General features: G+C 63.3%; 7 protein-coding genes. 1 reads left to right on the top strand and 6 read right to left on the bottom strand.

Features of this window, described 5'->3' with window-relative positions; genetic code table 11:
• Window positions 1-108: 108 nt before the first annotated feature.
• Both AWH62_RS05810 and AWH62_RS05805 read right to left on the bottom strand, forming a co-directional pair.
• The gene (locus AWH62_RS05810) at window positions 109-3,069 is read right to left on the bottom strand and encodes a TonB-dependent receptor domain-containing protein (protein WP_075189545.1); all 2,961 of its coding nucleotides are present in this window, start codon (window positions 3,067-3,069) and stop codon (window positions 109-111) included.
• Window positions 3,070-3,248: 179 nt separating this feature from the next.
• Window positions 3,249-4,097, bottom strand: a complete 849-nt coding sequence (locus AWH62_RS05805; RefSeq protein WP_075189544.1) for a LytTR family DNA-binding domain-containing protein — start codon at window positions 4,095-4,097, stop codon at window positions 3,249-3,251.
• Window positions 4,098-4,586: 489 nt separating this feature from the next.
• Here AWH62_RS05805 and AWH62_RS05800 point away from each other — a divergent pair, with 489 nt between their 5' ends.
• On the top strand, window positions 4,587-5,387 hold the full coding sequence (locus AWH62_RS05800) for a LytTR family DNA-binding domain-containing protein (protein WP_083635036.1): 801 nt from the start codon (window positions 4,587-4,589) through the stop codon (window positions 5,385-5,387).
• A gap of 224 nt (window positions 5,388-5,611) precedes the next feature.
• Here the strand turns inward: AWH62_RS05800 and AWH62_RS05795 are convergent, their stop codons facing one another.
• Genes AWH62_RS05795 through AWH62_RS05780 form a run of 4 tightly spaced genes read right to left on the bottom strand, consistent with a single transcriptional unit; the run spans window position 5,612 to window position 26,786 of the window.
• A complete protein-coding gene (locus AWH62_RS05795; protein WP_075189542.1) occupies window positions 5,612-14,368 on the bottom strand; it encodes an RHS repeat-associated core domain-containing protein in 8,757 nt (2,918 codons plus the stop codon).
• A gap of 17 nt (window positions 14,369-14,385) precedes the next feature.
• On the bottom strand, window positions 14,386-22,521 hold the full coding sequence (locus AWH62_RS05790) for an RHS repeat-associated core domain-containing protein (protein WP_075189541.1): 8,136 nt from the start codon (window positions 22,519-22,521) through the stop codon (window positions 14,386-14,388).
• Window positions 22,518-25,028 carry a hypothetical protein gene (locus AWH62_RS05785; protein WP_075189540.1) on the bottom strand — a complete coding sequence of 837 codons (2,511 nt, stop codon included), beginning with the start codon at window positions 25,026-25,028 and terminating at the stop codon, window positions 22,518-22,520. Before AWH62_RS05785 ends, AWH62_RS05790 begins: the two co-directional genes overlap by 4 nt.
• Before the next feature lie 21 nt (window positions 25,029-25,049).
• On the bottom strand, window positions 25,050-26,786 hold the full coding sequence (locus AWH62_RS05780; protein WP_075189539.1) for a Hint domain-containing protein: 1,737 nt from the start codon (window positions 26,784-26,786) through the stop codon (window positions 25,050-25,052).
• Window positions 26,787-26,805: the final 19 nt, after the last annotated feature.

Raw genomic sequence — 26,805 nt, 5'->3', positions numbered from 1 at the left:
AGCAACGGCGCTGGGCACACAGCCGCTGCGAACAAAAAAGAAGCGGCGGGCAAAGCCCGCCGCTTCCCAGCCCCCAGGGCAGCCACCCCGGTCAGCAGGCCCCGGGACTCAGAAGTCCCAGGACAACCCGAAGCGGACCGAACGCGGTGCCTGGTAGCGCAGAGCGGCACCGTAATTCGGATCCGGCACATTGAGCGCGGTTTCGCCAATTTCGCGGATATCAGTGACCCCGGAACTGTCGAAGACATTGAAGATATCCATGCGGAACACTGGAGTGCCGCCCAACGGCAAATGCTGCGGTCGATAGATGAAAGCCAGATCTACATTGTAGATCCAGTCGCTCTCCAACTGACTGCCCCGCGGTGTTGCCGCGCTATTGCAGAAGAAGGATTCAGCTTCATAGGCCTGCGCGAAAGCGTCGGTCGGGTGAAATCCTATACAGCCGAAATGACGCGGTGAATTCGCCTGCATTGCGGCACCGATCGAAAACAGCTCATTGACCTCATAACTGCCCCACAGCTTGATCTTGTGGGCCCGATGGTTTGGCAACAAGCCATCAGAGTTATCGGTCAGACCAGGCTGGTCAAACGAGGTTGTGATGCCGGCATCGTCCTGACCGTTGTCGGATTTCACCGTACCTTCGTAATTGCCCTCGCTGCGGGACAACGTCCACGACCCGTGCAGATCCCAGCCACTGTCGAACTCGCGGTCAAAGGTCAGGGTCAAGGCTTCATAGGTCCGCGTCGGCGTCGGATATCCCAGCGCCGCAGCATCGAGATCGACGGTCTGATCAAGCTCGGGCAGATAGACCCGCATGTCCTCGCCCGGATTGGTCAGCACGTATTGGTGAAAGCCGGTCCAGATGTCTTCGCACGGCGTTCCACCGACCGTGAGGCCGTTGTCGTGGCAATAGGCGATCACCGCAGCATCGATCGCCACGTCCTCCAACGTCACACCGAGATCGCGATAGGTGTAGTTCAAACCGAAATCCCAGAGGTCATTCATCATCCAGCGCGCGCCGAGAATGAATTCGTCGACATACATCGGGTCCAAATACTGGTCCGTGACTGCCCGGGTGTCGGGCACCGTCCCGTCTCCGAACACCTCCTCCAGGAATGGTGCTCCGTCCAGCTGAGGGACGTCTTCAGCATCCAGGCCAGTGAACTGATACCAGTCCTGGGTAAACAGCTCCGCGCCCGCCATGCGAATATTGGTATTGGTCGCCACCGGCAGGAAATAGCGGCCATAGAAGCCATAGAATTCCAGCGTTCCGTCGCCGAAATAGTCGAAGGATGCGCCTAGGCGCGGTGCCAGCTGGTTCTCGATCCGGGTGAAGGTATCACCCCCCGCATTGCGATTGTCGAATGTCTCGTTGCGCAGACCGAGATTGAGATTGAGCCGGTCGGTGACCTGCCAGGAGTCCTGGATATAAAAGGCCGTCTGCACGGTCTCGAACTCGCCACCGCGGTTGAGATGACGAACCCGCACACAGTCGCGACCGGCCTGTCCACCCTGGGCCTCGCATGAGGCCGGATCGTAGAGCCGATAATACACGCCGCCGGAATAGTATGAGACGTCCTCGGCGGTCAGCGTCTCCTGGTCGACACCGACCCGGATATTATGCTCGCCGAAAAAGCTGGCATAAATGTCGGCATCCGCACGGATGAGGTCACGGGTATCGCCCCCCTGGGACGGCACGATCTCGCCCCAGTTGCCCAGCTGGATCACAGTGCCGCTGGTATCGCGGGCATCCAGGATGGCCGGATTTCCATCCGTGCTGCCTGCAATGGTCTGGTTGAAGGTTTGGCGCCCTGCCGTGACCGACACGGTCAGCCAGTCAGCCAATGCACCGGAGTAGCGCAGGATGTTGACGTCACCACCTTCCTCGAAATTGGTCTGTGCGACCGCCGTCCGACCGGTGATTTCACTGCCATCGGCGCTGAATGTGACGTCATTGGCCTCGCGAACAGTCGTTCGGTCGTCGGAAAAGCTCGTCCAGGCCAGTGTGTGACCGTCAAACAGGTTCGCATCAATGCGGAAACCGAAGAAGGGATCGTCGCTCCGGTCAACTTCTTCGCGTCCTGCCTCGGTGATATTGATCGCCTCAATGAGACGCGGCGAATAGAGACCGTAGAAAAACACGCGATCCTCAATCAGCGGACCAGACACCCAGAGATCACTTTCCAAGGTCATGCGCTGATCGAAACGATTGGCGTAGCGGAAGTTCGACGGCGAATCTTCGCGCAACTCGTCGGGCGAGTAGAAGATGTTGAAGCCGTAGTGCCATTCATTGGTGCCCGAACGCGTAACGGCATTGACCACACCGCCGGTCGAACGGCCGAATTCGGCCTGGTAGCCGCCTGACTTCACCTCCAGCTGGTCGTAGAGCTGGAATGGCACGGCCGATGCACCGAGGAAATTGCGGAAATCGGTGATATTCATACCGTCGATATAGAAGGCATTCTCGCCCGGCGAGGCGCCGGAAATCGAGGCAAAACCAGTACTGATGCCATCCTCGAAATCGGTATCACCAATAATGGTACCTGGCGCCAGCAAGGTCAGCGAGGTCACGTCGCGGCCGATCGGGACCTGTTCAAAGACCGCTTGAACATCCAGATCGAGTCCGGTTTCGGATGCCTGGAAGACATCGGCCTGAATCGCTTGCCCCGTGACCGTGATAACGTCCGCACTCGAGCCCGCCGGCAGCACCATCCGGTAGTCCGACGATGTCCCCACAGAGACATTGACCTGCTCGTCAGAGATCGTCTGATATCCGGTGCGCGAAACCCGGAGTGTATAGCTTCCAACCTCCAAGCGGCCCACAAAGAAACGACCGTCGGCACCGGACGTCACCGTCCGGGTAGCCCCGCGCGCGCTCGAAACAATTGTCACGTTCGCCCCCGCCACCGGCCGGCCGGCATCGTCGACAATCGTACCGCCGACACTGCCTGTCGTATATGACTGCGCGACGGCCGCAGGGCCGGTGGCAACCGCGATGCCGACCGCGGCCGTCAAGGCCAGACCGATCGCGGTCGTCGTGTTGAGAAGTGTCGTCTTGATCTGTGTCATATTGTCCCCTGGGGCCGGTCAGGCCGGCCCTCTCACTTGCTGATCGAACGCCGCCTCGTCCGCGAACGGACAAATAACGACGCAGCGATCAAACCAATGCGGGTGAACACGCCTCAACGAGTATGCGCCAAACCGGAGATGGCAGGCCCGAACGGCCGGCCCCGGCACCCAGTCACGGCTCAGGCGGACGAGACGAGCCGGGGTCCTGCGAGCGCTTGGGCGAGAATGGCACTGCCCGTGGCGCTGACAGGCAACACCGAGCCGCTCTTGAGTCGAACCGCGGAAATACGGTCGCCCCGTTGCTCGGCGGACACCACTTCGGACGGGCGCACGAAATGGGAGCGATGAATTTGTATGAAACCATGCCCTTCAAGCACTTGCGCCATTTCAATCATGGTGGCGCGGTGCAGGACTTCGCGTCCGGACCGATCGATCAGGGACACATAATTGCCTTGGGCGGAGACGACGACAATGTCGGCCAGCGTAACATAGTCGGTTCGGCCGGAGGATTTCACAGCGAGCCGGCCGGGCGAACTACCGTCTGCGGCCCGCTGCTCGCCACGACCGACAAGCGCCCGTAGCTGCGCGCCAGCCAAATATGCCATCACCGTAAAGCTGGGCAGGAGCAGCCAGTACAATGACGGCGTCGAACCGACAAGGATCTGGGGTGGGACGCCAGTATAGGGGGCAAGTACAAGGACCGTCCAGAAATAGTCAGCAATGGCGAAGACCGCGACCAGCCCGATCGATTCGATAATCCGCCGCACGACATGCCGTGCACGCAGGGCATGGTCGAGCCCCAGCAAGGCGCCCGAAACAATCGCCGGCAACACGATCGCCGAGAAGACCGATTGATGACGAACGCCCAACGCAAAGCTGGGCGGCGCCCCGGCCGCAACAGCCTCCCCATATTGGATCGCGACGAACGCAAGCACATGGAGGCCCCAAAACACGCTGGCCCCCGCCAGAATACGCATCATCCAGCGGCGCGGTATGCGGGTGGCAGGGTGGAAATACTCGGGCACCATCAGCCTGTCTGATCCTTGTTTCAATTCCCCAATTTGTCACGCAGCCTGCCCGGGACGGGATGACGACGTTTAAGCCGGCAGCTTACATTTTCGTCACCACGCGGCGGCGCCGACTGGGCCCCGCCCAGTACCAGCCCATCCATCCCGACGACCGCAAAAAGTCGCCAAACGCGGCTATTCGCAACCGAACGCGACGATCGGCAACAGGCGGGGCTGTTGGCCACCCCAATGCAATGGCCGCCTCTCCAACCGCCACCGCACACCCTTCGCACCCGGCCAGGGTGACCCAATTGCGGCCTATTGTTGCCTTGGGTTCAACCCGAACGGCCCGATCCGGAAAACGCCGTAACCGGGATTATCCCTGCAGCCCGTGTGACGAAACCGAGCGGCGGGGGTCCCGCCCCTTTGTTCCGCCCCCCCAATAGGCAGGAAACCCCACACACCCTAAAGGATTATCTACGCAATTTCAGTTAGTTGTAAGGAGTCCTGATGATGAGGTACCTGATACTGGATCAACGGGAAAAAGCGCGATCCGGACTGGAACGCCAACTCGCCCGCTACCCCAATATTGAATGCCTTGGAAGTCATGCCGCACCCGGTAATGGGGATGTCTGGCATGGCACGAGACCCGACATTGTGTTTCTGGGCAGCGACCTGCCCGGACTTGAGACCCTCCTGTGCCGGAACGGCAATGCGGGCCATCACACGCCGGTCGTGGTCATGCTGGGCGACCTGCCGGTCCATGCGCTCACCGCGATCGAACTCCAGGTTACCGACTTCCTGTTGCGGCCGGTCGACACCATCCGCTTGGAGGAATGCCTCAGACGGGTCCGTCTCGAATTGCAGCGTCAGCGAGATCTTGCGCAGGTAGACAGCCTCAGCGAGACACTTGCTGAAATCCGGAATGGCGCAGCGTCCGCGAATATCGGGCAAGTCTATCGCGATTTCTGGATTCGCAGCCTGCATGAAACCGTGCGGGTTCCACAATCATCGATCATCTGGATCGAAGCGGCGCGTGGCTACTCCTATTTCAACCTCGAACAGCGACAGCTCCTGCACCGCATATCGCTGCTGGAACTTGAAAGCCGCCTCGACCCCGCACATTTCCTTCGCGTGCACCGCTCGGCCATCGTGAACGTCCACTATATCGTCCGTACCCAGGCCAATCGTCACGGCACCTATCAACTCAGCCTGGCCAACGGCGAGCAGGTTCGCATCGGCCGGAAATACCGAAACAAGCTGGCCGACTACATGGCCGGACGACAAGGCGAAAGCCTGGTCGCCGCGTAGACGGAGGCTGGCGGATGCCGGCGGGCGGACCAGCTGTCCGACACCGGCAGATCGGCTGGATTTGTCAGAATGCTCGGCGTTAAGGCTGCGGGTTGCCGCCATTCGGCGCCGGGCAAAAGGCGATCCGTGCGTTTCGCCGGATACCCAAAGCAATATCCGCCCGTCCATCTTCCAGTGCGTGTCGCGCCCGCCGCGCCGCCAGCGCGCGACCTTGCTCGCACCGCTCATGGGCCAAGGGCGCGCGTCCCGTTCGTTGGCGTGAACACGTTCGGGACCGCGGCGGGCAAAAGCGCGTCCCGCGTCGTCACATAGAGATAGTAGCTGACCGAATGACCATGGCGGATGATTGCCGACACGCCAACATGACGCGGCCCACCGCGCCCAGGCGTGTGGTGGGCATGGCTCAGGAACAGCACATAGCCGAACACATCCCGATGCTCGAGCACAAGATTCGTCGCTTTATAGGCCGGGTTGCCATAGCGCATTCGCGGCTGACCGAAGAGTTCGAAATAATTGAAGGGGCGGCATATCGCGAGCGCCAAATTCGTATCACGCCGCATATCGGCATTGCCCTGCTCCAGGAAAGACGGAATCCAGCCGATTTCCTCAATGTATTCCTCGAAGGCGTAGAAGCCGTCAGCGCGCAGGAAATATTCATGGTGGCCACCATTCGCCATCCGGTGGACGCGCGGACCGTTCAGCACGCCCCGGACGCCGAACGCATTCAGACGCGGCGAGTACAAATGCTGATAGAGCGAGCCGACAATCGCCGGAACAAGACCATTCCAAGCCTCGCCCAAAGCACGCCAACCCATTTCGCCCACTCCGAGCGGTTCGGAAATGCGACGGACATAGCCATGGGAGATGTCGCGTACGGCGCTCAACATTCCGGCGCCGGCCATGCCCGCCCCGATATCCATGGTAATCGAGACGACCGGGCAAGTCCGGTGATGCGGATTTCCGCGATGTACGACATTCGCAAAATTGCGAAGCACCGGGCTGAGCAGCCAGGAAGCCGTCGCCATCACCGCGATCGGTGGCAGAACAACCCGCCCAATAACCCATTCGGTGGCATCGGCGACACCGCCCCAAGGGTCCTCAATCACGGCCTGGCCAACTGTCCAGAGAATGTTGATCGAGCCCCCGACAAAAAGGGCAAGACCGACCCAGTTGCGCGTCCGCTCCGCCATTACGAACTGCATGAAGGCACCGTCGGGGTCGATCCGGTTGATCGGATCATTCCCGACATAGGCGTAAGGCCACGGCGTCTCCTGTCCCGGATCGGGGCTGAGGAAGGCACGCAAGGCCGGATCATAGCCGCGCAGCGCGAACTGGGTCAGGCCGCTGGCCGGATCGAGCCGTTGGCCGGTATAACGCCCGCCTTCTGTATCGAGGCTGGAGGCCGAAACAAGTTCTCCGTACGCGCCGTAATCATAGTAGGATTCCAGCCCGGCATCATTGCCGCTACCCTCAACCCCGATGCCACGAACCGACCCCAGATTGTCGCGCAAATAATAGCGCGCGGCGCCGTTGGCATCCGTGTCGATCCGGGCGAGTCCGGCCGCCTTGCCCGGAATTTCGAAAGTGCCTGTTGCCGGCCCGCTTCCCGTGCGGTCGTAGCGGGCGATGACTGCCCCGCCGGGCGCCCGGATCAACAGTGTCGATCGTGGATCGCCGCTACGCGGCGTGACCGTGATCGTGCTCAGCTGGCCGGTGGATCCATAGAAATAGCTGGCGCTCTGCACCGCAGCAGGAGCAGAAAAACTCGCTTCGGCCATCTGACCGCTGCCGGGCCTGTATTGAATCGCACTGAGGAAGCGTTGCGGATTGGAGACCAGTCGGCCTGCCGCATCGTAACCCAGTGTCGACCCCGACATGGTCAGGGTCGACAAGACAAGCGCGCCAACCATCAGGGCCGGCCCGGCGCTACCGTCGTCCTGCCGCTTGCCGTTGATAAACTCCAGGGACACGGAAACCACATCGGCCGGCATGATGGCGAGCGACCGGCAAAGATCGGCGAGGTCGAAATCGGCGTTGACCGCCGTCCAGTCGTCGGCCCCGGCGCCGAGATCGGTCAGTGTTGTGCGGAAAACGTCGCCTTGTGCATCGCGGAAGACGATCTGAAGTAAAGCGGGACCCTGCGCCGCCGCGAATCCCGCCGCGCTTTTCCACTGAAAGGCCAGTCGATAGCTCTGCGCCATGCCGAACGCTCCGGAATAGCGCAGCGTCTGGTGATAGCTTGCCGTGCCGCCGGCCATCTGGATGTAGTCGGCGACTGTTCCGCCCGCCCCAGTGACAATATCGACCGGGCTGGGCCCGGCATTGCTCGCCGACACTGCCCAACCTTCTGGCAACGTGCCTGATGAGAGTTCAACGGTCTGATCGACCTGCGTCGTGATGCTCAGGATACGATCCTGGCTTCGTTTTCCCGACGCCGGGTCAGCATAATGATAGGTTTCGGTTGCAGGGCCACGCGGTACCGTCAGAAGCGTGCCATTCGCGTCATAGGTGATGGGGTGGGTGGCGGTTCCGGTGTTGAGAGCTGTATCCTCACCGGCATCGGATGCCATCGCAGCGCACAGGTTTCCGGCGGTATCATAGCCATATTGCCAGGTGCGCGGCGTGCCGATCAGACCGCTGGCAAGATCGTCGGGCGCGCCCGGGTGGCGCATATAGGCTATTGTGCTGGTTGCCACGCGCTCGGCTTCATCCGGCCCGCCGATACCGCCATTCCCATAGGCGAGCGTCTGCAGCACATAGTCCCCGCCGACGGTCAACGGTCGGCCTGCAATATCATAGCGGCCGGTTTGCTGGATCGGTCCGCCGGAATTCATGCCCAGCACGGTCTGTGAAAGCAGGCCGCGGGCGTCGTAGCTCATGCGGGCGTAGCGCGCTTCAGGGCCTGGAACGGGATTGTCCGGGTCGAGTACTTCGGTGCCGTCCGCACCTTCCCCGACAGACGCCATGCGGCCGAGCCGATCATAGAAATAGGTCGCGTTCACGGGATTGCCCTGCGGTTGTCCGGTGCCGGAAAGCGCGCGCGGGAAAACGATCTCGATAGGCCGGTTGAGATTGTCGAAGGCGTACTCGGTCTGACGAATGGTGTCATCGAAACCGGGCGTGGAATTGGTTTGAGTGATAACGTTTCCGGCGCGGTCGTAGACGAAGGATTCCGTATCGATCTCGGTCGCCCCGGGGGTCCAGCTCGCACTCCGATTACACCGCGAGACGATCAGCCGGCCAACCTGATTGGGCGGCTGTGCGCCCGGGCCGGCGACACGATCATACTCATAACGCTCGAGCCACAGCGCCCCGTCGGCGGCTTCCGGCCAGATCGGATCATCGACATGTGCCGCAAGATCGGCCCAGGTCAGACCCGATTTGGATACCGTGCCAGTCTCGATCACGCGGTCCTGGGCGTCATACTTCGAGTACTGAATAACCTGCGGACTAAGGGCCGCGCCGGCGGCATCCATGGAGAAGCGCTGCCGGTTGACGCTGTCATACATGAAGCGGGTCGTCCCGCTGTCAGGGCCGGTCTCGCCCGTGCGGTTGCCAAGGAAGTCGTAAATGGATGTACGTTTCCAAACCGTATTGCTGTCGGCGTCCGCTGGCGGGTCGTAATAGTTGGGTAGTCGGGTTTCGATCCGGTTCCCGGCCCCGTCATAAAGGTAGGATTCGATCCGGATCGGCGTCGTGCTCCCGTTCTCGATCAACGCCTTGGCGATCTCCTGACCCGACTGGTTTGTCGCGGTCTGCAGCTGATTTCCGTTCGGGTCGGTCACGGTATTCAGATAGTAGCTGCCGGCGGCGCGGCCGGGCGCGCCGGAGGTCAGCACCTGATCAAGCCAGCTTCCCGTGCCATTGGCGCCATAGCCGAGCCTGACTGTATGGCCGCTGCCGAGCGCATGGTCCGCTCCAGGACCAGCAATTTCCAACGGGCGCGCGGAGGGCGAGGCTTCCATCCGCGTCCGGTTGAACGGCGCATCGCTGACGGCCGGATCGAGATATTCCGCGATCGTCATCTGAGTGCCACCCGCCTTGTCCGGCAGATAGGTGGTCAGCGCGCCTTCCGTGCGGCTGGCGATGGCCGGCGTGGCAGCTCCGTCACCAATGGCGACCGTCTGTTGCACCGGTTCACGCTGGACACTGGGGCGGCCGAATTCGTCGAACAGGATGCCGGAAATCTGCGCCGTCTGGCGGTCGACCATGGCCATGGTCTGAAGCAGGGTGCCGGCCCCGTCGACGAAGCTCACATCGATCGACGGATCGCGGGCGATCACCAATTGCTCGAAATTCGCGGCGCCAGTGGCCGCGATGATCAGCTTGCCCTGCGGGACGAAGTCGAGCAGATCGCCGAATATCTGATTGCCGTCGACAAAGAAAAAAGCAACGCCATCGACGACCGCGAACAGCCATCCGGTTCCGAACGCACCGCCGCGCTCGGCAAGTGTCGTCCATCCGCCACCGCCGTCCGACTGCCGCAATTGCCATTTCCCTGGGCTGCCCGGCACCCAGGAAACGAACAGGTCGCCGCTGCCGATCGACACGGTCGTCAAGGCGGGGTCCACGCCGGACAGCTGGACGCGGCCCGCGTAATTGCTCGAGGTGAAGTTCTTCAGCTCCGCGCGGCTGCCGATCGGATCGGAGCTTGAACCGGCAAATGTGAGCTGGCGATTGGCGATGCCCCATCCGCTCGCCAATGTCCAATCAGCGACGTCGGACGGATCAAAGTCCTGATATCCGCCGAAGCTTGACGAGCTGACGCGCACGACCTGGTTGGGAAGCACCGGATCATAGCTGTCAGCCTGGCCGGACAGGTTTCGCGCATAGGCGGTCGCGGAGATGACGCCGACATTGTCGTCCGACGGACCGATCGTCGCGACAGTCTGCAAATTCTCGGTGCGGACGATACGCGCGGTCGCGCCGTTCTCGCCCAGCGACGCGGTGATCATCCAGGTCGACGGATCGAAAACAACCGCAGAATAAACGGCATCGAGCGGGCAGAAACGCAGCTCGTCGACATAGACCGCCGCACCGCCATCGATGGCATTGAAACCATCGATCCCGACACCGAGAACCGTGTCGGCTGGCAGGCCGGCTGCCGCAGCAATCGCCGGAAGGTCGATCACCGCTTCGATATAGACCCATTTGCCATCTGGGCTGGCCGGGAATCCAACGACCACCGGATCACCGACCGGCGTCGCGGATGTGGCGTCCTGATAGGCCTGCAGTGTCCAACGGGCCTTGGTGTCATCGGGTGTGAAGCCAGCCGCCGGCAGCATCCAGCACGAAAAGATATAGCGCCGATCCGCGTCGAGCCCGCGCAGTGTGGCGACGGCGCCTTGCGGAGACGCGGGCGGGCTGGCAGCGATTTCTAGCGACTGGGATCCGGTATGGTACTGGGTCTGGACGATATGGCTCGTGATTGAAGACGCCCCCTGATACGACCACGGCCCTGTCGCCTCATAGGGCTCGAAGCCGTAATATGTCGCCTCCGGTGGGTTGGACAGTCCGAACCGGGCAACGAGATGGCGTTCGGAACGGTCATAGATATTCGTAACCGCCCGTCCGATCGTGTCGACCTCCTCGACAAGACTGCCCAAGCTGTTGCGCTGGCGCGTTTCGGTTTCGAGCCGCCATCCCGTCGGTGTGGCACCGGTCGTCCAGGCGTCGAAGGGGACGAAATCCTTGTCGGCCGCGACGAACATGCGCTGAACCGCCCAATCCGTGGCCTGCGTGCCCCAGTCGCTCGACCAGGTGGTTGCCTGCCCGCTCACCGACGCACCATTGCTCTTGGAGATCGATTGCACGACTGGCGACAGGAGGTTTTCCGGCACGTCGGTCGTGTAGACTTCCGGGAAATAGGTGATCTCAGTTTCCAGCGTTTCGGTTTGGCCTTCGCCGTCGAAACGAGCGCCCGTGACCTTGGCCGGAAAGCCGTTCTGATTGTACTGGACTGACAAGACTGAAGTGACGCCGTCCGTGACCACGGTGGTCTTGACGATACGCGAGAAAAAGCCACAGGGCGCATAGTCGCCGCCCGCCGGCAAGAATTGACGCGCAACAGCCTTCACAACAGAGTCAGTGGTATTGCTTTGCGCCATCTGTGCGTCGTCTAGCCAACTTGTCGTCGTCCTGTAGGCCAGCCCGGCCAGAAGGCGCGTGACGGTGGACGGATCGGCGCCAGTCTCCGTCGGATAATCGGGGCGTTTCGCGGTTGGCAGTGAGGCCGCCTCAGCAGCCGTCAGCATGTTGAACATCTCGTAGAGGACGGACCCGCACGCCGTACCGCTGCCTGACTGGCTCGCGATCGTGGTCCGGTTGAAGGCGGCCGCCCGACCCGACGGCGCCATCACGGCCGATGCCGTCTCATAGCTCGGGGCGCGGTCGATGACCGCATAGCCGGTGGTCGTGTCCGTCGTGTTGCCGGGCAGGCATCGCAGGCGGCTGACCGTCATGACGGAGGCGGTTCCATCCGCTCCGCCCCGCGTCACGCGATGCAGGCTGATCGTCGGGCCACTGGTCCAGTCACCGCTATAGGTCGCGAAAGCCGTCGGTCCGACCAACAGATTTGCCGCGGCGCCCGAGACGAGAAGCTTACCGCTGATCGCGCTCTTGTTCGCAGTGTCAAGCGTACCGTCGGCCAATGGAATCGCCGTGACCGAGCTGCCGGACTGATAGACGAGGAAGCGCTCTCCAGCGAGCTGAAGGCTCGGCAGGTCGCTCGCTGAGAGCGTGTCGGACAACACGCCTGCAAACCCCCAGCTCATGTCCGGCGACTGGTAATAGATCGCATTGCCGGTCGTTTGCCCGTCCTGCGAGGTGTGCGGCATGAGCACATAGCGATTGGCCCAAACCGTGCCCGCCGCCGCACGAGCGGCATAGGCGCCCGACGGAACGGTTACGGAGTTGGCAATGGCCCACGGCGCGCCGGTGGTGGTATTGGGATTGTAGGCGGTGAGGCTGGCGACCAGGTCTCCGCTTGCCGTCGAATAGGTCCGTACGATCTGGTCGGCAGCACAAGAGATCGACTGAAGTGTTTGCGCGCCGGATGGTTTGATGGCCTCGACGCTATTGATCGTCCATTGCTGGCCGTCATAGCGAGCGATCAGTTCGCCCAGCGCGATGCTCGACCCGTTGACCACGGGTTCCGGAATATCGCCACCAGTATCAACGTTGAACTGTGTGAGGGAGGTCGATCGGAATTGGCCGCCGCTTCCGAGCCAGTCAACGATGATGGCACGCGCGCGCGTACGCCCGCCGGCCGGACCGGCGACGATGATCACCGCAAAACCGCAACCGGCTGTCACCGAAACTGTGCTCAGCGTGCCGGAATCGCGAACCAGCACGTCGCTGGAGCTCTGCCAGGCCGCGAACGGCCCCGGCCCCATCCGGTGGACGGTAATTCCCTTGCCGGCATTTGTCGTGTCAGCAACGACCGCGACCAGCGCGTCGCCCGCACCATCCATCGCGCAAAGCGGGCTGCTATCCGCCCCGCCAAGCGTTTCCGCGGCGCGTTCGGCCCATTCCGAACCATTCCAGATCAACGCTTGAAACACCGCGGTATTGCTGCCGAGTATGCCGGCGCAGTCGTCAATTGTGCTGAGATCGACGCTCGCCGGCGTCGACAGTGCGACTGTCACGGTGTCGGATGCGGTCCACGCGCCGGACATGCGCGGGTCAGTGCGCCAGGCCTTGAACTGGGTCGCGGTCTGCGCCGCGAAGGTGAGCCCGGCCGTCTTTACCGCGCAGTCCGGGGCGGCTGTGCTCGTGGCAAGTGTGCCGAGATCGGCCGGCACCCATCGCCCGTCCCAGCTCGACGCCTGCAGCGCTACCGAGCTCGAATCGGTCGCGGGCCAGGCCGCGACGACGAAATCAGCGGCGAAACCCAGCGCGGGCGTTCCGAACGGGCCGCCGGCGGGCGCGGACAGAGACTGGGAGCGGTCCGAAAAGGCCGGCGTCACGGCCGCATACTCGACCTCCACCGTCCCGCCGAGCGCGGTGTTGATTCCGGTCATCATGCCGCAATCCGCTCCAGCGGCGACCTGATAGCTGAAAGTCGTGGCCGGCATGCCCGGACTGCCGCCGGGACGATAGGCAACCGCTGTCAGAAGCCGTTTGGTCAGCGGCCCGGTACCCATCAGCGCATAGGAGAATTCGGTGCGGTTTAGCAGCCCGCCGCCGCCGGCCGTAACGCTGATGGAGGCAAGAAAATGGGATTCATAGCGGTCCTGCCAGGCATTTGGCGCTGGCGGCGTCTGGTGAGCCGGCACGTATTCGTCAGTGGTTTTGGGCTGATAGCTCAGATCAATGCGGGCGCCATCGCCGCGCGTGACCCGGGCAAGACGGGTGCTCTGCGTGTAGGCCGCACTGCCGTCGCCAACGGTTTCGGTGGTTTGCGTGTAAGTGAGGTCGACCGTCTGCTGCCAGAGATCGGTCAGACGAGACAGCCACCAGGTCACCGCCTGCGAGGACTGCCCGGTTGTAACAGATGAAGCTCCGCTCCAGCCCTCCCAAGCCACGCCCAGCTCGATCGAGGATGGCGTGCCGCCAAAGCGCCAACGCAGCCCGTCCTCATCGATCAGCGTCCAGCTTTCATTCGCGGCGCTATAGCGGATAACCCAGAAATCTCCGGCGACAGTGCCATAGCTGACCGTGACGTCTGCCTCGTCTTCAATGGGGACAAGCTCGGTCATCCGCCCGTCGCGAACAAGGAAGAGGCGCCGCCCCCGCGCCAGGGAATCCGGTTCAGGCAGGGCGACAATGGATGGCAGGTTGAGGGTCCAGCCGAGGCCCAGCCAGCCAGTCGGCGCAGTCAGATTGGATTGCTCCGCCGCCCCGTCCAGTGCGCTCGCATACTGTGCCGAAAGGGCAAATTCCGGCCCGCTTCCCTCCGGCAGCGCCGCGAGGGGCAGCGAGAAAGCGAGATTGCCCGTCGCCGGGTCGATACTGTTGGCAAAGTCATTCAGCGTAAGCATGATCGATCAACCGGACCTCATAGACTGTGGGGGTGGTCGGCGGCCAACACATCCATTTCGATGTCGCCGGAACTCGGAACGCGCACATATCCGTTACGCACAGGCGTGCTGATACGCTGTCGCAATGTCTGAAGGCCTCTTTGCGCGCGGACGACCCACCGGGTGGACGTCGCGGCTTCGGTCGCGGCAGTTCCGCCGGCAGCGGTGCCTGTCGCCCCGGTTCCGGCGGCGCCCGCTCCAGCGCCACCAGCCGCCGCGAGACCGCCGCCACCCGCTGCGCCTCCGCCGCCGATCATGCCGCCACCGGCGATGATCGCACCGCCGATAAGTCCGCCAACCACAACCCCGCCGACGATGGCACCGAACAGACCCCAGCCACCACCACCGCCGCCACCGCCGCCTCCGCCGCCGCCGCCGCCGCCGCCGCCGCCGCCGCCATCGTGATCATTGCCGAGCCCGGTTGGGTCGATCATTCGCAGCGCTTGTCCTGAGAGATAGGCGTAGCGGTTGATTGTCTGCGGCAGGCGCGGATCGCCATAGATCACGTCGCGGGTCGTGAAGCGGTATGCACTGCCCGCATATTCGCGCGCACGCATGTACGTCCAGCCGGACAGGTCCTCGGACACGCCCCAGCGCCCGACGGTGCCGAAGGGGGCGGGCGAGGTGCCACTCGCCCCGAGCGGCGTTCCATACGGGTCATAAACCCGCGCGCCGGTCACCGCACCGGACGCGTCGGTCAGGGCAAGCGTGTTCCCAAGCGGATCGAATATGTAGTCTTCATAATGACCATCCCCGTCTTCGCGGCCGATCAGGCCGCGCCCATACACAAAGTTCGACGTTTTGCCGCCGGAGGTCAGGGCCAGTACCCGGTCGAGCGGCGATTCTTCCGGCGCAGGGTCAGCAAGGCCGCGACCGCCTTCGGGAATGAGCATGGACGGCAGGGAATTGGTTTGGCTGACCAGCCGGATCGCCCGTTGCGGATCAGCCTGTTCGACACGCGGTGCGCAATAGTCGGCAATGTCGTGAACGACGGCCTGGTCTCCGGCAGCCCCTCCCGCAATGTCGACTCTGAGACCATCGGCGTCATACGTGAAAGACAGATCCCCCAGCGCCGCGACACGGTTGAGCGCATCATAACCGATCTCGCTTTCACCCACTGCGGCCCAGCCGAGCATGTTGCCGTCATCGTCATACGTGACGTGATCTGCCCCTATTTGGGTCAGACGGTCGGCTGAATAGGTGAAATCGGGTGACGTCGTTGGAGCGCTCGGTGGAACCGGCGTAATCTGGTCAAATGTCTGCAGCTGCGCGAAGTCATCATACGTGTAAGCGGTGCGGGCGACGAGGACGTCGTCCGGACTGCCTGCGGCCATCGACAGCCGCCGTCCTGCGTCGTCATAGGTATTGGTGACGGTGACCCCGCCGGGTAGCGTTTCGACCTGCACGCGCCCCGTCGGGTCATAGGTGTATAGTGTTTCCCGGCCAGCCCAATCGGTAACGGTTGAAAGGCGGTCGAGCCCATCATAACCGTAAGTCACCGTCTTGCTTCCGTCCGGATAGGTCAGGACGTGAACCTGCCCCGACGGCGTGAAACTATAGCCAACCGTCTGCCCTCCGGCGGTGCGCGCGGTCATCCGGTTGAGATCGTCGAACGTGCGGTGGATTTCGGCCGCGCCGTTGCGCAACGTCTCCAGCCGGTTTCCGGTTGCATCAAGCGTGTGGGTGATCGTATCGCCGCCTGGATATTGCGCCGAGACCAGCCGACCGGCCGAATCGAAACCATAATTGACGGTTTGATTTCGGCCATTGGTCCAGGAAGTCATCAAGTCGCCGCGTCCATAGGTATAGCGGCCGCTGACGCCCAATGGCGCGGTGTAGCCGACCAGCCGGTCCTCACCGTCGTAGAAATAGCGCGAGGCGGCGGTACCATAGGGCATGACATCGAGTGTGGTCTGGCTCTGCGCCGCGTCGAAACCGTAGCTGAACAGCGTCGTCGCCGGCCCCGGCGTTCCCCCGCCGGCAGGGGGATCGGCCGGGATGGGTTCCACGACCTGCCGGATCCGCCCGAGCGCGTCGAAGGCAAAGCCGTGTGTGTGCGTGCTCCCGTCGGGACCGATTTCCACCGCGACTCTCATCCCGTTCGGATCGACGACATTGACGCGCCGCCGGCCGGTCGGGTCGGTCAACGTCCGGGTGAGATTGACGTAACTGCCAACGCTCGAAGCCTGGGTGCCGCGACACCAGTTCCAAACCTTCCCCTTCTGGTCGGTATACGCATAGAGCCCACCCCCGGCGTCGGTGACCCAGGACTGGGTGGTTGTGGCTCCGCCAGCGCTCGGGGGCGGAGCGGTCAGCGTCCGGCGCAGGCCGGTCGTCCTATCGGCCAGACCCGGCTCGGCGGCAAAGGCCTGGGTCAGGACGACGGGCGTCGCGCCGTCCTCGGTCGGCAGGCTCAAGGCATGCTCGAGCCCGAGCGCGTCGCGATCGACAAAGACCGAGATCGTCTTGCCCCCGGAAGCCGGCGCGGGATAGGTCATCGTCTCCCGAACGAGGGCCGTATTGCCCGTCCCGATCTGGGCGTAGTCGATGTCGATGGTATGGCTGTTGGGATCGGTCGTGGCCGATAGCCTGCCGAGCGGGTCATAGGCGAAGCCGTAGGCCACGCGGGGACCGCTTGCCTGTTCGACGATACCGGTGAGCTGGTTGATCTCGTCATAGTCATAGGTCCGGACATCGCGCCTGCCGTCGATCTCCGGCAAGGTCTCGGTCAGGCGGTTATTGGCGGCGTCGTAGGTAAAGTCCCACACCGACCCTGCGGCACCGGTCCGCTGGGTGAGATTGCCGACCGGGTCGTAAACAAAGCCCGTCACGAAAGCTTGGCTCGCCGCTTGCCCCTCATACTGCTGCGATAAAGTGGTCACCAGGCCCATCGCAGCATCATTGTCGAAGACTTCGATCAGAGCTGTCGTTCCGTCGGCATTGGCCACTGTGCGCTTGGTCAGCCACCCGGTCCCGGAGGCGTATTCGAAACTCTCCGTATTGCCGGTCGCGTCGGTTCGCGATTGCAATTGTCCCTTGCTGGTGAAGGTCTGGCTCACGCGGTTGGGCGCGTTCGTCGTGCCGCCCGCCCCGTCTCCCGGATAGCTGTCGATATAGATGGCGAGGCCCCGGATCGCACCCGGCTTGTAGGTGAACTGTGTCCGTGTGCCATCGGCCTCGGTGACGCTATCGAGGGTATTGTCGGCGTTATAGCTGTAGCGGGTGATATTCCCGAGAATATCGGCCTCGGTCAGGAGGTTGCCGGACGTGTCATAACTCCGCGATACGGAACCGAGGCCCGGCGGATCGATGAGAGTCACCCGGCCGCGATCGTCATAGGCGTAGGTGACGGCCGGTCCATCGCTCGGTGGTGCGCTGCCAGCGCCTTCGAGCGCCGTTTCGCTCAACAGGCGTCCTGCCCCGTCAAACACACGCGTCTTGCGCGCCACAATGCTGTCCGAAAGCGGAATGACCTGTTCGACGGTGTCGAATGTGACCGCGAGACTGGTAGTCGTCGTTTGCTGCTCCTTCGGGTCTGTCATCGCGGCAATGACGGTCTCATGCCCTTCCGCATCCGTTCCGCTCGACCAGGTAATGACATAGTCCCAAGGCTGGCCTTGGGCGCTGCCATTGGGTGTCCGCTGCCGGACGATACGGTGCGACGTCGGGTCGTACGTATTTGAGACGATCGTGTGCTGGTTCTCGTCGCCCGCCGTCGCCATCAGCGCATCGCCGGTATAGGTGAAACGGCGTGGTCCCGCCTGCGGTCCGGTGGAGGCGCTGAGAAGGCCGCCGGAATAGGCGTAGTTCACCGTCCGTCCCGTATTGTCGCTGACCGAGGCCAGCAGACTCTCCGGATCGTTGGAATCGACATAGGCGAACTGCAGATAACGGCCAGACCCCTGATCTGTGACGCGGTCGAGTCGGCCAGCCGGTGTGTAGGTCAGAACCTGCGCATTGCCGAAATGATCTTCGATCCGCGTCAGTCGGCCCTGTGCAGAGAAGAACTGGCGGCTGCCGTCGAGCTTGTCGAGCGTAAAACTGCCGTCGGAATTGTAGACCAGCAGATCGCCCGTGGGCCGATCACGCTGGGTCACGACGCCGACTGCCGTCGGAAAGTCGTAGCTGATGACCGAAGGCGAGCCAGGCAGTAGCGACAGATAGGGCTCCGCCGGCTGCGTCGGGGGAATGTAGATTCGGGCATTGAAGGAATGCGTCCAGCGCGGCCCGAGGGGTTGGCCAGCGAACATCGGGTGATCGTCCGGCCAGCCCAGCATGGAATTATAGGCCACAACCAGTCGCAGCGGCACGACACCCGTCACCGCCAGATCGGCGTGCGAATAGAGATAAGCACCGGTCGCGAGATCGAAGGGATCGCCACCATGATCGCCATTGCCGCCACCTGGCGGGCTGGGCTGTAGCTGGTTGGTTGAGGCAGTTCGCGGTGCGCTGGCCGGTCCGGCCGGCGCCGGCTCCACCGCCGTCACGGTGGCCGTGTAGGTCTGGTGCTGCTCAACATGTGTCGTGCCTGCGGCAATATTGGCCGAGGTCGACGTCGTCCGGGTTTTGTACGAGGCTGAAATGCCCGGCCCGGTTAGCGCGATCTCGTATGTCACCTTCTGACCGGCCACCGGAGGTGCGACCGCAGTCCAACTCAGCGTCATCGTGTTCTGCGCGTCAAAGGCGAAATATGTGATCGTTGGCTGGCCAAGCCCGCTGCCGACGCTGATCGAGACCGGCGCTGTCCAAGCGCCGATAACGCCGTCACCAATGGCCCGGACCTTGACGGTCAAAACCGTGCCAGGTGTGGTTCCAGCGGGATAGGGAACGGTCGTGGAATTGCCTTGGACGCCTGTCTTGGAGCCAACCTTCGTGCCGCCATCGTCGACCTCGACGTCGAACGTCGTGTTCGCAGACGTCAGCCCCCAGGCCGCGGGATCGAACACCCAGGACACGTCCAGCTGGTGGTTGCCCGGGTCATCCTGCACGTTCGATGCGGTGAAGCCGGGCGCGGGGAAATCCCGCATTGTGACGCTGGCCGTCGTTTCCGCGGCGATCATGCCTCCGCCGAGTGCCCGCACCGAGGCCGCGATGACCGTGTTTGCGGGCACCGAACCGATCTGGATACTCTCTGAATAGGTCGCAGGCGGGCTCGTGCCGGGCACGTTGGTCCAGCCGCGGACGGCGGCGCCACTGCCCGGCGTTGCCGCCAATGCAAAGGCACTCGCACCGGTGGCCGCCGGCCAGCTGAGGGTCGCCTGCCCGGTCTCCGGATCGTAGAGCAGCCCGAGGCTCGAGGGCGCATCGACCGTCGCGACCGCACTCCACAGGCCGTGCGAACCCGTTGTGATCGCCTGGACGTCGATCCGCTCGGCCTGCCCCGGATTGCGATCGAGGACGTCCGTGAGCGTGGTCGTCGTCGCACTGACCGGGGCGCCGTCATTGGTGCCATCCAAACGCACCTGATACGTGACCGCCGAACCGGTGCCCGGATCGATTGCTGCCCAGCTCACAGCCAGATCGGCGCCAGTCGCCTCGGCGAAGCTCACGCTCGGTGCGGCAAGATCAACAATCGTTACCGTTGGCGTCTCCGCCATCGCACCCAGCTGACAAGTCGCGATCGACTTGACCTTCAGCGTGTAATCTGTCCCGACAACCGGGTTGGAGACCGTCAACTGCGCCCTACCGTCATCGGCCAGCACGGCTGTAGTTGTCTGCCCGGCCGTCAGTTCGTAATAAGTGATCTCCGCCGGGCTCCAGCTGCCGCTGAGGGTGCCGCCCCCTCCGGTAGCTGCCTGATAGATCAGCGAGGGCGCAGGGGACGGGGCGTCGCTATACGTGCTCGGCGCGCTGTAGGATTTGTCGAGGGTCGCTTCCACCTGTACCGAAAGAGCATCAGAATCGGCTAGATGGCTTGTCAGATCACAGGTCGTGTCGGCCTTTGCCGCCTGCGCCGCGCGGTTCAACAACACAACGTAACTGGTTTGGGCGGGGGCGCCGGCAGGCGGATTCCAGCTCGCTGTCAAAGTTGTATTCGTGCTATCGGCCCGAAGTGTCACGCTCGGAGCAACGAGCTTGTGGATCGTCAATGACGAAGCGAACATGCCGGTGAAGGAACCGGCGGCGAGAACGCTCAGCGTCGCGGTATAGGTGTCGCCCTCGGCAAAGCCTGTATCGGGCGCCGAAACTGTCAGCACTTTCTTGGTAAGATCCGCAGATCCATGGAAATAGGTCGCGACCTCGCCGGTCTTGAAAACGCGACCATAGACCTGCTGGCCTGTCGCCGTGCCGGGAGTCCATTCGAAAGCTGCGGTTCCGGGATTCGTCCCGCCCGGCCAGCGATAAACCAGCGCCCCGGTCGTCGTTTCGCCATCCGTCACAGCATTGGGCGGGCCGACCGTCCCTCCATCGACGCCCTGCACACGGATCGTCAACCTTGCGAGATCCGCCGCCTCCGAGGGCAGATAGCTGGTCAGAGCAAGACTCTGAGCGGTCGTCTTCAAAGACTGTTCGACCGGCTGTCCGTCCTGGAATAGCGTGACGTCAAATTCCGGCGTCTGCGTGACGCTACCCCAGGTCCAGGATACCGCTTCGGTGGCAATCGTCGGGGCGATATCGAAACATGGTGCCGGTTCCGGAATATCATTGATTGTGATCGTGCGCTCAGTGGTTGCGGACAGTGCCGCCAGCCGCACGAAGCGGGCATTGCCAGTCACGGTCTCGCCGCTCGATACCGGCGCGTTGCTATCGAAGGATTGCGGCGAGGTTGGCGAATGCACGACCGCCCCGGCCAGCGAAGTTGCGCCCGTCTTGACCGAGAAGCTGGCGGACGGTGGGTCGGTTTCGTTCGGCGGCCAGTCGAACTCGAACTGACCGTTTCCCGATTGGTCGACATAGTAAAGCGAGACATCAGGAGCGGTCACCGGCCCGGCGGGGCTTTCCGGCCCGCGACTGCCCGCCACGGCGGCGGTGACGAAGACCTGCCAGCCATTCGGGTCGGCGAGACAGGTCGAGATGTTCGCGCTCGTCCCCGTTTGCGTCACAGGATCGGCAGGCGGCGACGCGGCTGGCGTCCGCACCAGGCGATAGGTGTAACTGTCGGACTGGCCGGGCACGGACCAGTCAGCCCAGAGTTCGGTATCACTACTCTGCCAGCCAAGCGTCGCAGCAGGCGCTTCAAGATCAAGCGGCGTCAATGTCGCAATGGCGCTCCAGGGCCCTGCCCCGTCAGCGTTGACCGCCCGCACGCGCCCGCTCGCCGGGCTTCTCATCGGCAAAGCGTCGAGGGCGAGTTCGATCGCACTGACACCGCTCGCCCTCGACACCCAACCGGTTGCAGAAGACAGGACCTCGACGTCATAGCCGGTACTGCCGCTGACGGTCGTCCAGCGCGCCGTCGCCATCGCGGTGTTTGCGGGCCTGTGCGTCCGGAAGCGCAGAGCAGACGGGGCGAAGGACGAGGCGCTGGCTCCGGACAAGGTTCCGGACGTTGCAGTATCGCTCAGCGCCCATCCGAGCGAGAGCCCCGTTGTACCTGCGGCGGCTCGTCGCTGAAGCCAGGTCAGGCGTTCGCCGGCATCGAATGCGACAGCCCACAGTTGAAGCTCGCTGACTTTCGCGGTCAGCTGGGCAGCGGCGCTCGTCCCGCCGAGCGTCAGTGTACCGGCCGGACCCAGCGCGCCGGCCGCGATGCTGAAGGCGGCCGGCTTGACCGCCACCGTGACGCTGTCGACCTGTAGAAGCGCATCGACCATGCCCCATCGTCCGGGCGTCAGAACCACGCAGATGTGACGCCACCGTCCGGTCGCCACAGACACGCCCGTCGCCCAGTCCGTGCCGCCGATCGAGACGGTCAGGGCTGACGCGTTTGACAGCGACAGCGTCGTCCCACCGGTGCCGCTCGCCGCATACTCGATGATCGTGGCGGCGGTGCTGTCCGACGTGCCGATCCAGAGCCCCAATGTCAGCGGAAGCCCCGGGAAATTATCGCCACCACTTCCCGCGAAGGTGTGCTGGGCGCGCGTCTGGCCATCGAGCACAAGCGTCGTCGCCGGCGGCAGATAGTCGGTCACATAGGACAGCGTCAGGTCGGGTGCGGTCGCGGGCGCGCTCATTCGCCTCTCCCGCCGCTTGCCGGCGCAAAGCTTGCCGACAGGATGTTTCCGAAAGCATCGCGGGAATAGACGAAGTCGCCAAATCCGGTCGCCGAGAAACGCGTTAGCCGGCCGAGCCCGTCATGCTCGGTCTGGGCACTCATCAAATAGGGGCCAGGCGCCGGCGTGCTCCAAGGCCCCTGGGCGTTCGCGGTCTTGACCCGAACACGGAAGGCATAGGCAGTGCCCGCTGCGATGGCGTGATCGATCGTCACATTCGGGCCAGCCGAGGCCGTCGGTGTCCCCGGCGTGTCGCCCGTATCGAAGCGATAGAGATAACCATCATATCCGGTCACCGCCGACCACGTACCGCGGAACTGGTCACTGGTGAGATAATCGAGCCGCGCCCCGCCGGGTTGTTCGGTGATCGGGATCACCGCCGCACTTTGCGGGCCTCTGACCAGATCAGCTGCATCGGTGATGCGGACCCTAACGGACGAATCCTCCCCGACCGGCAGGGTCCCCGGGAATTGCGCGGTGGTCGCACTGCCAGTGGCGTACTGCGACGTCCCGCCAGCGGGGGTCAGCTCGGCGCGATAGGCCGGGTTGGGTGTCGCACTGGCGGGTGCCCAGTCGGCCGTCACCAGATCGGGGTCAAGATCGTAGCTGACGAGACTGATCGTCGTGGTTTCCATGATCGGCGTGTGGTCCGCGCTGGCCGGACCCTCGATGCGGCCGGTGGAATCGATCAGGCGTGCCGTGATCGTGTCGGCCGTCGTGACGGCGGTGGCGAAACTGACCGCGCTCGTACCGGTCTGGCTCTTTACCCCGCTGGACGTGTGGAGGACGGCGAGCCCCGCCGCGGCAGGTGCAGCCGGCGCCTCCCAAGCCACGCCGAGCGTTTCCGAGGGCGTGACGTCGTAGACGATGGATTTCAGCGCGATCGGCTGCGCGATCGGGTGGAAAACCTCACTGACCGGACCATGGACGATACCGTCAGCACTGACCGGCCGGAAAGTCACGCTATAGCTGAGGCTGGGATCGAGTGTGATGGCGAACGGCGCGCCCGCCTTTCCCTCGCCATAGCGCAAGATCGACGGCCCGGTGAGCGTCGCCTGTCCGGAGGCGGCGGGCGCTGCGGGCGGGGTCCACTGCACCGTCAGCTGTCCGACGTCATAGACGAGGGAGATCAGCGACAGAGGCTCGACGATCGGCGTGAATGCCGGGCTGGCGGGGCCCAGTACCAGACCACCGTGTGCCGACGGTCGCAGCGTCAGGCTATAGGCTTTCGCCGCATCCAGCGTGGTGGAGAAGACGGCAGACACTGTACCGGAATCGTTAAGGACGGCGGTCGGTGTCACCAGTGTCGCATTGCCGCCGGTTGCAGGCGCAGGCGGCGGATTCCATTCCGCGCTCAACATGTCCGGCGAAAGATCATAGCTGATCACTGTTACGTCGAGCGGGTCGATGATCGGCGCGTAGACCGGGCTGGCCGGCCCTTGCACGAGCCCGTCATGCGAGGTCGGCCTGGCGGTGATCTGATAGGCCGTCCCGGAATTCAGCGTGCCGGGAAAGACTGCATTCGAGACCCCGGACTGGCTGTGGGCGGCGCCGCCACCGACAAGCGTTGCGAGGCCCGCATCCGCTCCGCCCCGCAGCGATCCCCACCCTACGGTAAGAACGTCCGCCGGGTCGGTGTCATAGGTTATCTCGGTCAGGCTGAGCGGGTCGGCGATTGGCGCATAGGCATCGCTTGCCGGCCCCATCACCAGCCCGTCATAGGCGGCACCGCGCGCCGTAACCTGATAGATCTTTGTGGTGTCGAGCGTGACGCGGACTTTTGCTCCGACCGTGCCTGTCCCGTTTCGCGTGGCCCCGTCACCCGCGACGGTTGCCAGCCCGCCGGTTGCCGTGCCGGTCGGCGGGACCCAGCTGACGGTCACGATATCCGGCTGGAGATCATAGGTGATTGCCGTGAGCGTCAGCGGAAGAATGACGGGGGCGTAAACCGGGCTCGTCGGCCCCAGGACGACGCCCGCATCCGCATAGGCCCTTGCCGTGATCTGATAAGTGTCCGAGGGGTCGAGCGTGACGGCAATGCGGGTGCCATTCTTGCCCTGGCCATTATGCGTCCCCCCGCCACCGGTGACGGTCGCCATCCCGCCTTCGGCGCCGCTCTTCGGCGGAGCCCAGCTCAACGTCAGCGTATCGGGGTCAAGGTCGTAGACGATACCGGTCAGGGACAGCGCCGTCGTCAACAGCGTCACCGGAAGACTGGTGTCGCCGGGCGCGCCGTTGATCAGCACCGTGACGGTGAAAACATAGGTCTGCGACAGGTCTGTGAGCGTGACGTCCCACATGTCTGACCGGCTCGACGCGCCAACCTCCTCACGGGCGGCAAAACCGCCGGAACCGGTGATGTCGAGGCGGAAGCCCGACAGGCCGGCCGGGGCCGCCCCCGGCAACTGCCATTGCGCATGGAAGGCACCGGGGTCGTAGGCGGCGAGAAGAATGACGGGTGCAGTCATGGCGGCCGCGTCGCGTGCCGATTACCGCAAGATGCCTTGCCGTACGGTCTCCGCCTCAACTTCGCCGCGTTCCGCGAGGATGTCGCGCCGACGCTCGCTCGAGAACGTCCACTGCATCTCGTTGTCGCCGATGAGAACGCCGTTCGCAAAGAAGGTTGTATTGTGACTGGTCAATGCGATGCCGTCCGCCTCCGTGCCGACCGACAGGTTGTGCACGGGGCCGTTATAGGCAACGCGGTCCGCTGACAGGACCGCTTCCGGGCCATCGACCGTCCGCACACTCTGGCCCGGGCGGATTTCGCCGGCCAGCACAATCCCTGTCGTCAGGACGACGGGGTGACTCTCGGTGATCAGCAATTCGCGCCCCGACACGGTCACGAGACGGACCATGGTCTCTTCTTCGCCGGAATAGACCGAATAGACCGTCATCGCATCGCCGTCCTCATTGGAGGCAATCCGGTCGGTTATATCGAGCGTTTCCACAGCGCGAGATTCGCCGTTCGCAAGCGTGACCTGCGTCCCGGCCGCGACGCAGCTGTAGTAAATGCGGGTCGAGGGCAATTGATACCAGCGGCCAGTCGAAACTGGCGTCTCCGGCGAACTGGAAACGCCGAAGAAGACCGGAATCGTGTTCCCGCCCGAGGTCAGATCGATATTCATGGTCATCGTGTAGTAGACGATCGAGCCATGCGGCATGCAGCTACTGTCGATTGCCGGGAAATGTGTGGTCGGGTCGTTCCAGTTGACCTGCATGTCCCCGTTGCTCAGCGTCACATAGTCCTGAAGGAAGGTCGACGTATCGCCCTGGAGCGTGCAGCCACCACCGGCTTCCGGTTCGGGATGCGAGATCGCAATATAAACGCTCGCTTCGGCGTCCGTGGACGGATCAATGATCGCCGTGTCGTAGGTCGCATAGCCGACGATCGGCAGAAAGACATTGCTGGCGGAAGCGCCAGACGGCTGATAATCGCAATCTGCAGCCTGACGCCCGAAGCAGAATTTGATCATGCCATCGCCATTCTTGTCGGCAGGATCTGTCGACACGATGGATGTCGGGATGGTCGAACCCGCTGCGCGGAGCGTTCCGGAATGCGGCGTTCCACTCTGGTCGATCCAGTAATACGTCATCTGCGTACCAGCCCAGGCGTCACTCTCGTCGAGCGTGCCTTGTGCACTCAGATGCACGGCCTCGCAGGCAAATTGCTGGACCAGGGATGTCCCATTGCCCTGCGGATTACCGTCCTGGTCTGTAACGATCAGGGTGTGAGTGCAGGTTGGCGGCTGATCCGCAATCGACGCCAGCGCGGACGCGCGATAGGTCAAAGGATTGGCCTGGTCCTGTTGAAAAGATGTGATGGTATGGACCGGGCCTACAGCGTTGTCGGTCGCCTCGCCAGTGTCGGGATCGAACCGCTCCCCTTCCGAAGTCAGCGTGACCCGACCAGCCGACGGCATGCCCACCGAGCCGTGATAGGCTTGGGCAAGCTCCATGAAATGAGCGAGATGGTCGCTATTGTCAGGCGTCAGGCCTGCCAGTCTCTGCTGTTCGAGAAAATAGGCGCGGTGACGCTCGTTCGACATGTCGAGCGGTATCGGTTGCAGATTGCGGACGCCCTCGAAAATATCCGCGAAATTTTCGCCATTCGGGGCCCCATCGCCCCCCTGTCCGCTGGCGCCCGAAACGGCCGCGAGGGCCAGAGAGAGTGCGCTGAGGGCGGTTGACAGTACCGCGCCTCGCTGAAGGAAAGACCGGATCATGAATTCGCCCCCAAGTTAT

It is taken from the genome of Maricaulis sp. W15 (genome assembly GCF_001924955.1).
In the GTDB taxonomy this organism is placed as follows: Bacteria; Pseudomonadota; Alphaproteobacteria; order Caulobacterales; family Maricaulaceae; genus Maricaulis; species Maricaulis maris.
Note: the sequence above shows the minus strand (reverse complement) of the source record. Positions and strands in the feature narration are given on the sequence as shown.

Coding starts and splice junctions, on each gene's coding strand:
- AWH62_RS05810 (WP_075189545.1), bottom strand. CDS start 3,069: ATGACACAGATCAAGACGACACTTCTCAACACGACGACCGCGATCGGT.
- AWH62_RS05805 (WP_075189544.1), bottom strand. CDS start 4,097: ATGGTGCCCGAGTATTTCCACCCTGCCACCCGCATACCGCGCCGCTGG.
- AWH62_RS05800 (WP_083635036.1), top strand. CDS start 4,587: ATGATGAGGTACCTGATACTGGATCAACGGGAAAAAGCGCGATCCGGA.
- AWH62_RS05795 (WP_075189542.1), bottom strand. CDS start 14,368: ATGCTTACGCTGAATGACTTTGCCAACAGTATCGACCCGGCGACGGGC.
- AWH62_RS05790 (WP_075189541.1), bottom strand. CDS start 22,521: ATGAGCGCGCCCGCGACCGCACCCGACCTGACGCTGTCCTATGTGACC.
- AWH62_RS05785 (WP_075189540.1), bottom strand. CDS start 25,028: ATGACTGCACCCGTCATTCTTCTCGCCGCCTACGACCCCGGTGCCTTC.
- AWH62_RS05780 (WP_075189539.1), bottom strand. CDS start 26,786: ATGATCCGGTCTTTCCTTCAGCGAGGCGCGGTACTGTCAACCGCCCTC.